General features: G+C 65.2%; 10 protein-coding genes and 1 pseudogene. 5 read left to right on the top strand and 6 right to left on the bottom strand.

All coding sequences use genetic code 11. The annotated features are described in order from the left end of the window. Nucleotides 1-50 precede the first annotated feature (50 nt). Both ACQCSU_RS12565 and ACQCSU_RS12560 read right to left on the bottom strand, forming a co-directional pair. Nucleotides 51-1,412, bottom strand: coding sequence for an MFS transporter (locus ACQCSU_RS12565; RefSeq protein WP_426975646.1), 1,362 nt, complete (start codon nt 1,410-1,412; stop codon nt 51-53). A gap of 83 nt (nt 1,413-1,495) precedes the next feature. Then, nucleotides 1,496-2,929: an FAD-binding oxidoreductase gene (locus ACQCSU_RS12560; protein WP_426975645.1), complete on the bottom strand. Its 1,434-nt coding sequence runs from the start codon at nt 2,927-2,929 to the stop codon at nt 1,496-1,498. A gap of 262 nt (nt 2,930-3,191) precedes the next feature. Here ACQCSU_RS12560 and ACQCSU_RS12555 point away from each other — a divergent pair. After that, nucleotides 3,192-3,527 (top strand): annotated as a pseudogene (locus tag ACQCSU_RS12555) (aminotransferase class III-fold pyridoxal phosphate-dependent enzyme); the annotation flags it as partial. Beyond that, a complete protein-coding gene (locus ACQCSU_RS12550; RefSeq protein WP_426979927.1) occupies nt 3,511-3,816 on the top strand; it encodes a hypothetical protein in 306 nt (101 codons plus the stop codon). The pseudogene ACQCSU_RS12555 and the gene ACQCSU_RS12550, both read left to right, overlap by 17 nt. Before the next feature lie 70 nt (nt 3,817-3,886). On the opposite strand, the gene ACQCSU_RS12545 is transcribed toward ACQCSU_RS12550, so the two are convergent. Next, the gene (locus ACQCSU_RS12545; protein ID WP_426975644.1) at nt 3,887-5,017 is read right to left on the bottom strand and encodes a 3-isopropylmalate dehydrogenase; all 1,131 of its coding nucleotides are present in this window, start codon (nt 5,015-5,017) and stop codon (nt 3,887-3,889) included. Further along, on the bottom strand, nt 5,014-5,730 hold the full coding sequence (locus tag ACQCSU_RS12540) for a GntR family transcriptional regulator (protein WP_426975643.1): 717 nt from the start codon (nt 5,728-5,730) through the stop codon (nt 5,014-5,016). Before ACQCSU_RS12540 ends, ACQCSU_RS12545 begins: the two co-directional genes overlap by 4 nt. Before the next feature lie 282 nt (nt 5,731-6,012). On the opposite strand from ACQCSU_RS12540, the gene ACQCSU_RS12535 reads away from it, so the two are divergent. The 3 genes from ACQCSU_RS12535 (at nt 6,013) to ACQCSU_RS12525 (ending at nt 9,205) form a co-directional block, all read left to right on the top strand. Continuing rightward, a complete protein-coding gene (locus tag ACQCSU_RS12535) occupies nt 6,013-7,461 on the top strand; it encodes an aldehyde dehydrogenase family protein (RefSeq protein WP_426975642.1) in 1,449 nt (482 codons plus the stop codon). A gap of 39 nt (nt 7,462-7,500) precedes the next feature. After that, the gene (locus ACQCSU_RS12530; protein WP_426975641.1) at nt 7,501-8,310 is read left to right on the top strand and encodes an SDR family NAD(P)-dependent oxidoreductase; all 810 of its coding nucleotides are present in this window, start codon (nt 7,501-7,503) and stop codon (nt 8,308-8,310) included. 106 nt (nt 8,311-8,416) lie between these two features. Next, on the top strand, nt 8,417-9,205 hold the full coding sequence (locus tag ACQCSU_RS12525; protein ID WP_426975640.1) for a FadR/GntR family transcriptional regulator: 789 nt from the start codon (nt 8,417-8,419) through the stop codon (nt 9,203-9,205). Nucleotides 9,206-9,280: 75 nt separating this feature from the next. Here the strand turns inward: ACQCSU_RS12525 and ACQCSU_RS12520 are convergent, their stop codons facing one another. After that, the gene (locus ACQCSU_RS12520) at nt 9,281-10,705 is read right to left on the bottom strand and encodes an amidase (RefSeq protein ID WP_426975639.1); all 1,425 of its coding nucleotides are present in this window, start codon (nt 10,703-10,705) and stop codon (nt 9,281-9,283) included. Between the two features lie 72 nt (nt 10,706-10,777). Further along, nucleotides 10,778-12,676, bottom strand: coding sequence for a dipeptide ABC transporter ATP-binding protein (locus ACQCSU_RS12515; RefSeq protein WP_426975638.1), 1,899 nt, complete (start codon nt 12,674-12,676; stop codon nt 10,778-10,780).

Here is a 12,676-nt window from a genome sequence, read left to right as displayed (position 1 = left end):
AGCGTCGTTTGCATCGATTGGAGGCACGTTTCAGTATTGCACGATGCGTTTTACTCGCCCAGGCCCTGCTCCAACGCTTCGGCGGCGTCCTGCTTCAGCGTGGATTTCATTGCGATGACTACCACCCCAGCCAGGACCATGACGGCGCCGACCACCCACATGCCCGCCTGCTGGGACCCGGTTAGCTCCGCTAGCTGGCCGGTGATGTAGGGGCCGATGAAGCCGGACAGGTTGCCAACGGAGTTGATGAGCGCAATGCCGGCGGCTGCGGCCGCCCCGGAGAGATACAGGGATGGCAGCGGCCAGAAGGTGGGCAGGGCTGCGCAGATTCCCATGGTGCAAACGGTGATTGCGGCCATGGCCGCAAACGGTGAATCGAGGTAGAGCGCGATCGGGATCGCCATGCCGCCGATGATGGTCGGGACGGCAACATGCCAGATTCGTTCACCCGTCTTGTCTCCGTGTCTGGCCCAGAAATACATGGAGAAACAGCCAAACACGAACGGAATTGCGACAATAAAGCCCTGTTGCATCACCGAAAAATCGGTGTTGAACTCCTTTTTGAAACCCGCGACAATCGTTGGCAGGAAGAAGCTGATGGCATACAGGCCATAGACGATGCCAAAATAGACGAAGGCCAGCGCCCAGATACGTCCTTGAGTCAGGGCCTGCTTGATGGATACGTGGGGGCGAGCCGCGGTATGTGCGGAATCAGTGTCCATTTCATGTTGCAGCCAGGCCCGTTCGTCGTCGGCGAGCCACTTGGCGTCGGCCGGCCGCTCAGTCAGATAGAACCAGCAGACCACGCCCAGAATGACAGCCGGCAGGCCCTCGACCAGGAACATGAACCGCCAGCCGTCCAGACCAAGCATGATCTGGTCGCCGGCAGTAATCAGCCAGGACGACACTGGCGAGCCAATCGCGGCGGACAGCGGCACGGCAAGAATGAACAGGGCTATGGCTTTGGCCCGCTCACGCTTGGGGAACCAGAAGGTGAGGTAAAAGATGATGCCAGGGAAAAATCCGGCCTCGGCGACACCAAGCAGAAAACGCAATACATACAGGGTCTCTGCGTTCGGGACGAAAGCCATGACGGTGGCGATAATTCCCCAGCTGACCATAATCCGGGCTATCCAGCGGCGGGCCCCAAACCTGTGGAGAGCCAGGTTGCTGGGAACTTCAAGGATGAGATAGCCGATGAAGAACAGGCCGGAAGCCAAGCCAAAGGTAGTGGCCGTTAGACCCAGTGCCGCGTTCATCCCGTGGGGTGCAGCGAAGGCGAGATTGGTCCGGTCCAGATAGTTTATGAAGTACAGCAAGCCGAGAAATGGGGACAGCCGAAAGGCCACCTTGCGCAGCACGCGTTTGCGCATCGCCGGATCCGCTGCCTGATGCCGGTTGATCGTCTTCATGGGGCTCCTCGTTGAGTTGATTGAGTACAAGGCGACGCGTTGGCACCATTGCCAGGGTCGCCGCGTTCGCCGGCAGCTCTGGGTTATCCAGCTTCGGCCCGTTGGCCTACGACATCGTTGTGTGGAAATGCCTTGCCGGGATTGAGCGTTCCATGGGGGTCGAGCGCGTCCTTGACCGACTGGTGCATGCTGATGACCCTTGGTTCCAGTTCGTCAGCGGCTCCGGACAGCTTGAGCAGGCCCACGCCGTGTTCCCCGGTGACCGTACCTCCCAGGGCGCGGCAATCATCGACTATCTCGTCGAAGGCGGCCTTCGCCCGAGCCTTCGCCGGCATGTCGCCCATGGGGGCAATAATGAGTGGGTGCAGGTTTCCATCGCCGGCGTGAGCAATATTGGCAATGACAACGTCGTGCCTCGCCGCCGACGCCTGAATCCGGGAGAGCATCTCAGGAACGGCTGAGCGCGGTACACAAACGTCCTCCGTCAGAACCGGACCGAGGCGTTCGAGCGCCGGGTAGGCCATGCGCCGGGCCAGAAACAGCCGGCCGACGTCTGCGGGATCGACAGATTGCTCAACGTTCGATCCGCCTGAATCCCTGAAGATCGCTGCGACGCGGTGGGCCAGCTCGCGGCCAGCCGTTCCTCGTTCATCGATCTTGGCAAGAAGGAGAGCGTCAACGTCCGCCGGAAGACCGAGATCCAGCCACTCGTCTACCGCTCGCAGGCAGGTACGGTCGATGAGTTCCAGGGCGGCAGGAACGATCCCTTCAGACGAGATCGCAGCTACAGCGACGCCCGCTGCCCTCAAGGACGGGAAGTATCCGACAATGCCCTGTTCCTCACGCCCTGCCAGCGGCAGGAGCTTGACGATCACCTCAGTGATGATGCCCAGAGTTCCCTCCGAGCCGACCATCAGACCGGTCAGGTCATAGCCCGTGACGCCCTTTGCGGTGCGGTGGCCGAGGTGGACAATCTCCCCGTCGGCGAGGACCACGGTCATGCCGAGCACGTAGTCGCGTGTAACGCCGTACTTGACGCAGCATATGCCGCCAGCGTTGGTGGCGGCATTGCCGCCGATCGTGGAGATGCCTGAGCTTGCCGGGTCCGGCGGGTACCAGAGTCCGACGGCGGCCGCAGCGTCCCGGAGGGCATCGTTGATGACGCCGGCCTGTGCGACGGCAAAGCGCTCATCGGCGTTGATCTCAACGACATCATTCATGAGCTCCAGCGAGAGGATGATGCAATCTCCGACACTATTCGCACCACCAGAGAGCCCGCTTCCCGCACCTCGGGGAACTACGTGGATTCCGCGTTCATCGGCATAGCGGACGACGTTGGCCACTTCTGATGTGGTGCCCGCCAGCACTACTGCGAGAGGTGTCTCGAACGGCGCCCATTCAGCGTCGTCATGGCTGTACGTCTGAAGGGAATCGTCGTCGGTGAGGACCATCCCCTTTTGCACCAACGCCGCCAAATCTTCCGCCAAATGGTTTGAAATTATTGCTGTCCTGATCATTTTGCAATTCCTTTACCGTCCGCCCTCTGACTAGTGAGAATTGGCCCAGAGTCAACGGTAACGGGAGACTCAGGTCACAACAATGCAGAATGTGTCCATAAAATAGCGTCAGTTACGGATATTTAGTCCATGCGCACCCAAGGGCGCATCATACTCTGCCAAACGTCCCCAAGCCGTTGCCTCCATCACCGAGTCGATCCGCCCCACACGCCCGAGTACGGCAACTACTAACGCCAGACACAGGACTACGGCGTCATGGCCTCGCACGGCTTTCCACTCCACGACGCAGGAGGAGGAAAGCCCGCGGGCGCTCGAGCACCTGGAGCAGCTGGAGCAGCTGATCAGTTTCGAGTCCACGATCGCGGCACTGATCCTGGAATCCATTCCCGGGACCGCCGGCATTTACATGCCACCCCCGGATATCTGCAGGGTGTGCGTGAACTGTGCACGCGGCACGGCATCGTCCTCATCGCCGACGAGGTCATGGCCGGCTTCGGCAGGACCGGCAAGTGGTTCGCCGTCGAGCACTTCGACGTCGTCCCCCGACCTGCTGACCTTCGCCAAAGGCGTGAACTCCGGAAATGAACCGGCTGGAGGCGGCCTGCAAGTCCCGCGGCCTGCTGCCGTTCGCCAACTTCAACTGCATCCATGTGGTCCCGCCCTGCAACACCAGCGTGGAAAACACGAAGACCGGCCTCGCCATCCTCGACGAAGTCCTGGACATCGCCGACGCGTATACTCCGGGTCCTCGAATTGATGGCGGGACACTCACAACGATCATGAAACGCGTCCTTTGTAAGCGTCCATCGGTGGCAGGCCTTATGCACGTCCGGGGAGTGGCCCGATCCACTCCCCGGAAGTGCCTGCCTGCCACCAAGTCCTCGTGAGCGCGGCGGGCCTCAACGAGCAGGCCACGATTTTGGATGGGGCACGAGTGCCAGAGTCGTCACTCTGGCCTCAACCCCGCATCCCCGCCAGTTCCGCCAGTTCCGCCATGAGAGACCGTCCGGGCACAGTCGGCACGGACCCTTTAGCGCTCACCAGCGCCGCGATCTCCAGACCCAGTTCCAGCGTGGATCTCCCCATCCCCGCGCCGGAGGGCGCGGGGAGTTGGGCCAGCACGTGCACGGCGGAAGCCTCTACGGCGAGGGCCGCTGCCTTCTCGCCCAGATGTGCCAACATCATGGCGGTGGAGAGGATGGAGCCGACAGGATTGGCCCAGCCCCTGCCCGCAATATCCGGGGCGGAGCCGTGAATGGCCTCGAACATGCTGGGCGCAGAACCATCCAGATTAAGGTTGGCGCTCGAGGCAACGCCCAGGCCGCCCTGGATGACGGCGCCCAGGTCCGTGATGATGTCACCAAACAGATTGTCAGTGACCACCACGTCAAAGCGCTCGGGCGAGAGCGGAAGATGGAAGCACATCGCATCCACGTGCACGTAGTCCAACTCAACGTCGGGGTACCGCTTGCTGAGGTCGTTGACCGTGTCCTGCCAGAGCTTTCCAGCTTCGACCAGGATGTTGGTCTTGTGGCAGAGTGTCAGTTTGCCGCGCCGCTTCTGGGCCAGCCGGAAGGAAAAGTCCACCACCCGCTCCACTCCGACCCGGGTGTTGACCGATTCCTGCACGGCCACGGCGTATGGCGTGCCGGCATGCACCGTGGAGCCCCGACCCACGTAGGCGCCCTCGGTGTTTTCCCGCACAATAACCATGTCGCATCGTTCGGGCGTTAACCCGGAGATGGGCGTCTTGACCCCGGGATAGAGCTTCACTGGTCTGAGGTTCACTGCCTGCTGGAAAGTCCGGCGCATCTCCAGGATGAAGCCGCGCTCGAGAATTCCCGGGGGCACGGCTGGGTCTCCCATGGCGCCGAAGAGGACTGCGTCCTGACTACGCAGCCGCAGCTGCAGATCCGGCGTCCACAGCTCTGAGGTGCGCAGATAGTGCTGGGCGCCTGCGGCCACCTCCATCCGCTCAGTGCTGAAGCCGAAGGCGGATTCGGCAGCGTCGAGGACGGCCAGCGAGGCCTCGATGACTTCCGGGCCGATCCCGTCTCCGCGGATGACGGCAATCTTGTGGGTGCTCATGGGGCTCCTTGCTCTGATGATGCGGATGAGGTCATGTCGCGGCGGATCAGGGCGGCGGCAGCGCGCAGCCGTTCGCGGGCCAGCCGTTCGGCGTCGTCAGCATTTCCGGTTTCCAGCGCGACGACGAGAGCGGCATGTCCGGCCTGTGCGGCGGCGGCGGCCTCGGGCGTGGAGAGGACGGGCGGTCTGAAGAGTTGCTCGGTCAGCCGGACGACGGCGCTTTGCCGCTGCACGAAACTGTTGCCCGAGGCCCGCAACAGGCGCTCATGGAATCTGCCGCTGAGCAGCGCAAAGCGCCGCTCGCGGCCTGGCAGCAGTTCCCGGGCCTCCGCCGCGGCAAGCTCGCGAAGCTCCGCCAGGGCGGGCGGCTCGGTCGATGAGATTCGGCTGACAGCGGCAAACCGATCGCAGGCAAGCCGGGCGGCCATGCCCTCCACGGCCTCGCGAAATTCAAGTGCGGCGAGCACCTCCTCAGGGCCCATCGTGGACACCCGTGCCCCGCCGCGGTTGTCCGTGCGGACTAGACCCTGTTCCTCCAGCAATCGCAACGCCTCCCGCAGGGGTGTCCGGCTAACGCTCAGCTCAGCGGAGAGCTCGGCCTGGGGCAGCCGCTCCCCCGGCGTATAGCGCCCATCGAAGATGCGTTCCCGCAACAAGGCGGCCGTCTCTTCCACCAGCGACACTGCGCTGCGCCAGGCCGCCGGCTGGGCCATCTACACCGCCTCTTTCGATTCGTACTCAGTTAGCGCATGGGACGGGCCACGGGATGGCCGGCGGCCAGGACAGCGAACCGGTCCGACGCCGGCGGGTTGCCCCGCGTGGGATCCCATTCCGGTTCATCACTGCGACCTTGCCGCGTGAAGTCGGTGATTGTCAATAAGCGCCCACGAATTGAGGCTCTGTCTTCCCGAGTTTCGGCCGAATCGTTGACCGCGGGCTCTACCCACGTCTACCCTAAGACTGTTACTGGTCAGACCACTAAGGAAGCGGGCACCATGTCCACCTTCACGATTCCCTACCCGGACGGACTCCCCATAGGCGAGGGCTGGGCCGACTGTCCGGACCATCAGAAGGTCGTCTTCCCGTACGATGGTTCCCTTGTGGCGGACTCCCCCGTGGGCAGCGTCGATCACGCCCGCCGTGCCATGGACGCCGCGGCCGCTGTGCGCAGCGAAGTAGCGGCCCTGAGCACCGGCGCCAGGCGCGCCCTCCTGATGGCGATCCATGATGCTCTGGCCGCACACGGCCCCGAGCTCATCGAGCTGCTGATTCTGGAAACCGGCAAGCCACGCATCGACTGCAACACCGAGCTGGCCAGGTCTTTGACCACGTGGGCCGCCAGCGCCGAGGAGGTGTCGCACATGCACGGGGAGACCGTCCCGCTGGATCTGCAGCCGCTCGGCGAAGGCATGATCGGTTATTGGACCCGCCGACCGGCCGGCGTCGTCGTCGGCATTACGGGTTTCAACTATCCTCTGCTGCTCGCGAGCCACAAGCTGGCCCCTGCACTCGCCGCAGGCTGCCCCATGATCGTCAAACCTGCACCGAACACGCCGCTGGCCTCGCTCTGGGCAGTGCACTTGATCCGTCAGGTCCTGACCGCGCACGGGGTGTCCGCCGCCGCCGTGCAGCTGGTCACGGGCGGCGTCGAGGTAGGCGCCAGCCTCGTGGCCGATCCTCGCACCGCCGTCGTCTCATTTACCGGCTCCGCCGCCGTGGGCCACCAGATAGCTCGGGACGCCGCACCGCGCAAGTCCATCCTGGAACTCGGCTCCAACGCCGCTCTCATCGTCGCGGACGACGCGGTGATTGCCGACGCCGTCGACGCGGTGATCCGTGGCGGCTTCTACGCCAACGGCCAGGCCTGCATCTCGGTTCAGCGCGTGGTCCTAACCGAATCCATCGCCGAGGAGTTCGAGCTCGCCCTGCTGGCACGGATGGGCGAGGTGCGTGTCGGCGACCCCCGGGAGGAGAGCACTCGGGTGGCCCCGGTCATCAACGAGAGTTCCTCCCGCCGGATCACCGGCTGGATCGAGGCGGCCCTGAAGGACGGGGCCCGTCTGCTGACTGGGGGAAGCCTGATCGGGCGCAGCATCGCCCCCACCGTGATAGCAGAGGTGCCCGACTGCGCCGAGCTGTGGCGCGAGGAGATTTTCGGCCCCGTGGTCTGCCTGCGCCGCGTGCCGAATGTGGAGACCGCGATCGAGCTGGTCAACGAATCGCGCTACGGGCTACAGGCCGCCATCTACACTAAGTCCCTTGCGTCGGCGTTCGAGGCCATCAACAAGCTCGACGTCGGCGGCGTGGTGGTCAACGAGATTCCCGGCTTCCGCTCCGACATCATGCCCTACGGGGGCGTCAAGGACTCCGGGATCGGCCGCGAGGGTCCGCGCTTCGCCATTGAGGAATTCACCGTGACCCGCATGGCCATGATCCGCCCCTAGTCAGTACCTTTGGCGACACGCCAAGTTTCCGTCAGGCGAATGCGAGCCACCCAACCCAGCGAAGAGAGTCGTGCCTTGGACTACACCCAGCTTTTCCACTTTTCCGGCCGCCGCGTCATGGTGATCGGCAGCGGCAGCGGCATCGGCCGCGAGTCCGCCCTGGCCCTTGGCGCGCACGGCGCGGCCGTGGTCTGTGCGGACCGCGACGGCGCGGCAGCAGCCGACACCGCCGCGATGATCGGGGATAACGCCAGTTCCACCACCCTGGACGTGCTGAACCATGAGGCCGTGGGCGCCGCTGCGCTGCAGTTCGGTGACATTGCCGCGCTCGTCTTCACCGCGGCCACGAATGTGCGCAAACGCATCGCGGACTATACCCTGGACGAGTTTGACCGTGTCGTGAATCTTAACCTGCGCGCCTCCTTCAGCCTCATCCAGTCCTTTGCGCCCGCCATGGCCGCGAACGGCGGCGGCAGCATCATCGGATTCGCCTCGATCCGTGCGGTCACGGTGGAACCGGGGCAGGGCGTCTACGCGGCCACCAAGGCGGGCCTGGTGCAGCTGTTGCGCACCGCCGCGGCCGAATATGGTCCGTCCGGCGTGCGCGTCAACGCCATCTCCCCGGGGGTTGTGGAGACTCCGCTGACCGCCCAGATCAAGAACAACACAGAATGGTACGACGCCTACGCCAGCAAGAGCGCGTTGGGCCGCTGGTCCCGGCCGGAGGAGCTGGCGGGCGCCGTCGTCTACCTGGCCTCCGACGCCTCCAGCTTTGTCACAGGGTCTGTTCTCACGGTCGACGGCGGCTGGACTGCCGTGGACGGCCGCTTCGATCCGCCAAATGCCTAGACGGGCCCCGTTCGGCCGCCCCCAGGCCGGGCCCGGATCGCCGCCGGGGCGGCATCTTCTAGAATGACAGCAGTAGACCATGCGCACCAGCTAAGGGAGTTAGACCGTGGCCGAAGCTGTACCCGCTGCGCCCCGCGCCAAACGCGCCTTCGAGGCAGTCGTCGATCACGTTGAACAGGCCGTCCTCCACGGCGAGCTTAAGGCCGGAGACCGGCTTCCCGGCGAGCGGGAGTTGGTCACCCGCTTTGAGGTGGGGCGCTCCTCGGTGCGGGAGGCCATGCGCGTGCTGGAAAGCGGCGGCCTCATCGCGTCCCGGCCCGGGGACCCGCGCGGGGCGGTCATCCTGGCCCCTACTGCCGCCCCGCTCAGCAAGCTCATGACCCGGCTTACAGTCTCCTCGAGCAGCAGCCTCGCCGATTTACTCATCTACCGCATGACGCTGGAGTCGGCCGCCAATTCACTGGCGGCCTCGCGTCGCAGCGAGGCCGATCTGCTCAAGCTGGAAAAGGCCATGGCACGGATGCGCCAGTGCATGGCCCTAGGACGACACGAATTCAGCCGTGCGGACCTCGACTTCCATGACGTGGTTGCTTGGGCCAGCGGCAATGCCATGATCCAGGTCTCGGCCGAGGCGGTCCGGGACTCCATCGAAACGCTCATCGAGAGTTCGATCCGCGGTAGCGGTGATGACGAAGAACTGATGCTGCGCACGCTCTCCCACCACGCGGACGTCTTCGCCGCAATCCGGGACCGGGACGCGCACCGCGCCGAATATCTCGCCCGCAGCAGCCTCTTCGAGTACTACGGCCAACTGCTTGCTGAAGACGACCGCGCGGCCCTGGCCGCGCTGGCATCCTTCGGCGCACCGACTCCCGACGCCGCTGGCACCGACTAACCATTCGGCGTTGCCGGACGCGCGCCGGTGCGGCGGGGGCTGCCCGGATGGTCCCGACTGCCATCCGCCGCGAAACTAGTCGAGCGCCGCCCAGTTTGGCACCGCGGAAGCCGGGCGCACGGATTCGTACCAGGCTGCCGCGCGCAGGATCTTGGCGTCCGCGCCCACCGGGCCGGCCAGCTGCACCCCGATGGGACGGCCGTCGGGGGTGAAGCCGCAATTGACCGTGGCGGCGGGTTGTCCCGACATATTGAACGGCACAGTGAAAGCGATGTGCGCCATGGTGCTGTCGGGATCGTCGACAGGCATGGGCTGCTCGGCGGCAAAGGCGGGCATTGGCGCTACTGGTGAGAGAACGACGTCGAACCCTGCCGTGGCTGCGATGGTCGCCTTCTGCATCTGGTCGATGCAATTAAAGTGGCGTATGGTCGCGGCGCCGTCGAAGCTGGCTCCGCGGGAGCACCATCGGATGATGTAGGGCAGCACCAGATTCTGATGATCTGGCGGCAGGGCGCTGTAGTCCGCCCACGAACGGGTTCGCCAAAAGTTGTCGAGCCCGTCGAGCATGTTCTGGTCGATGAATGCGTCCAGGTGGGTCACCTCCGCGCCAGCCATGGCGAAGACCTCCGCGGCGGCTTCCACCGCGGCCAGAACTTCCGGGTCGACGTCCGCACCCGCCCCCGCACCGGTCTGGAGGGCCACCTTCATGCCTCTGATGTCCGGTCGGCCAATCCCGCCATCGGGGTCCAGCCAGTCCATCGCAGGGTATGGGCGGGCCGTGTAATCGCGAATATCGGGGCGGGCCAGCACAGTCATGAAGAGCGCCGCGTCCGCTGCCGTGCGGGCCATCGGGCCTGCGGTCCGGCCGAGATACGGCACGTCCAGCGGGATGAGGCCTGCGCTCGGTTTGATCGTGGCCAGACCCTGCCAGGTTCCGGGCAGACGAATGGACCCGCCGATGTCCGTTCCGACGTGCAGGGGGCCATAGCCCGCCGCAGCGGCGGCACCGGCTCCGGCGCTAGAGCCGCCTGTTGTCCAAGCGGGATTCCAGGCACTGCGCGTCACGCCGTGCAGGCTCGATACGCCGGAGGAGAGCATGCCCCAGTCCGGCATCGTGGTGGAGCCCATGATGATACCGCCGCTCTCGAGGATACGGTCCGTGATGGGCGCGTTGGCGGCTGGCACCCGAGGGCCGGGCAGGGCAGTGCCGCCGGGCATCGGCACGCCTGCGCGGGCCACATTTTCCTTGACCGTGGTGGGCACTCCGTCCAGCGCGCTCAGCGGGCTGCCGATGCTCCAGCGACGCTCGCTTGCCCGCGCACCTTGCAGCGCTTCCTCGGGGTTGAACACGAAGAGCGCGTTGAGCACCGGCTCTCGCTCCTCAATGCGGCGGATCACAGCAGCACAGACTTCCACGGGAGAAAGCTCTTCTGCGGCGTACGCCGCGCCGAGTTCCCGGGCGCTGAGAAGGTGGATTTCGGTGGAAAGCGTGGCGGCCATGGTTGGTTCCTTCACTTCGTTCACGGCCGGGCGTTCGTTGTGGAACGGCGCCGGCACTGACTGCTGGCTTGTCTAGTGCTGCAGGGCCGCCTCCCGGGCGGCCATTTCAGCTCGGAGGGACATGGAGGCACCCACCAGTGTGCGGGTGTATTCGTGCTGCGGCCGCTCGTAGATCTGCTCCGTGCTCCCGCTCTCCACAATCTCCCCGGACCGCATGACCACCACGTTGTCGCAGATGTGCCGGACCACGCCCAGATCGTGGGAGACGAAGACGAGGGTCAGCTGGTACTGATCCACCAAGTCGGAGAGCAGGTTCAGCACCTGGGCGCGGACGGAGACGTCCAGGGCGCTGACCGGTTCGTCCGCGACGAGGACCCGAGGTCTGCAGATCAGCGCGCGGGCGATCGAGATGCGCTGGCGCTGACCGCCGGAGAACTGATGCGGGAAACGCTCCGCAGAATCGGCCGGCAGATCCACAGCGGCGAGCATTTCCCGCACGAGCCTGCGCTGGAGCGCGGTGTCGACACGTTGGCCCGGGGCCAGCAGCGGTTCGGCGATGATGTCCTGGACCCGCATTCTGGGGTTGAGCGAACCCATGGGGTCCTGGAAGACGATTTGGAGCTCGCGGCGCAGCTCAATGAGCTGGCTCTCGCGCGCGCCTGCCACTTCGTTGCCGGCCACCCGCACGCTGCCCGCGCTCGGCCGGTCCAGCCCGGCCAGGATTCGCAGCAAGGTGGATTTGCCGGAACCGGACTCCCCCACCACCCCGAAACGCTGCCCGGCCTGCACGTCAAAGGAGATGCCTCGTAGTGCCCTGACCTCGCCGGGCTTCTTGAACAGGGACGTCCGGCCGCGTTCATAATTGCGCACCAGATCCTTCACGCTGATGACGGGCTCGCTGGCAGCCGCCGAGCCCATTGACACGGCAGGTCCCCGGTCGGTCGGTTGCTCGTCCAACGCGGAGCCGTCCAGCCGGCCAGCGGTGGGCGTGCATTCGTCGACGCCGGTCCCGCCGGGGTGGGACTCCTCGGCCGCAGACTCGCCCGCGACGGCGGGGGTCTTGAGCCGCAGTACGCTCTGCGGAACCATTGACAGTACTTCCTGGACGGTGGGCGGCACATAGGCCGCGGCGGAGGCCACCGTGAACAGCCGGCCATTCTCATCCGAGGCATCCAAGTCCGAGGCCGCGAGCAATCCGCGTGTGTAGGGGTGCTGTGGGCGTGTAAAGACGTCCTCCGCGGAGCCCTCCTCCACCACAATGCCACGGTTCATGACCAGGACCCGGTCGCAGACGTTGGCCACCACCGACAGGTCATGTGTGATGAACAGCAGCCCTGTGCCGCGCTGCTGAACCGATTCCAGAATCAGGTCCAGCACCTGGCGCTGGACCGTGACGTCCAGTGCCGTCGTCGGCTCGTCGCAGAGCAGCAGCTCGGGGTCGTTGGCCAGGGCCATTGCCAGCATGACGCGCTGGCGCTGACCTCCGGAGAGTTGGTGCGGGTATGCCTTGGCGGCCTCGGCGGGGTCCGGCAGCCGGACGCTGGCGAGCAACTGTACGGCCTTGTCCCTTGCCTCACGGCGGTCGGGCACGGTCTTGTGCTTGAGCATGACCTCGGCAACCTGAGGACCAACCTTCATGAGCGGATTCAGGGCCGTGAGCGGCTCCTGGAAGACCATGGTCATGTCGTTGCCGCGGATCCGGCACATCTGCCGGTCTGTGGCCGTGACCAGGTCCTCCTCCCGCCCGGCCAGCTGGATGGAGCCAGTGGCGTTGACTCCTGGTGGCAGCAGGCCCATCAGGGCCGTGGTGGTCATGGACTTGCCGGAGCCGGATTCACCGATGAGCCCTACCCGTTCGCCGCGGTCCATTGTCAGGTTGAAGTCCCGCACCAGGGAACGGTCCTTGGTGGCAATATTGAGTCCGGTCACCTGCAGCAGCGGTCCGGTACCTGGGTTTTTCGGGGTGCTCAC

Origin of the sequence: Pseudarthrobacter sp. O4 (assembly GCF_050157025.1) — a bacterium.
Taxonomy (GTDB): domain Bacteria; phylum Actinomycetota; class Actinomycetes; order Actinomycetales; family Micrococcaceae; genus Arthrobacter.
Note: the sequence above shows the minus strand (reverse complement) of the source record. Positions and strands in the feature narration are given on the sequence as shown.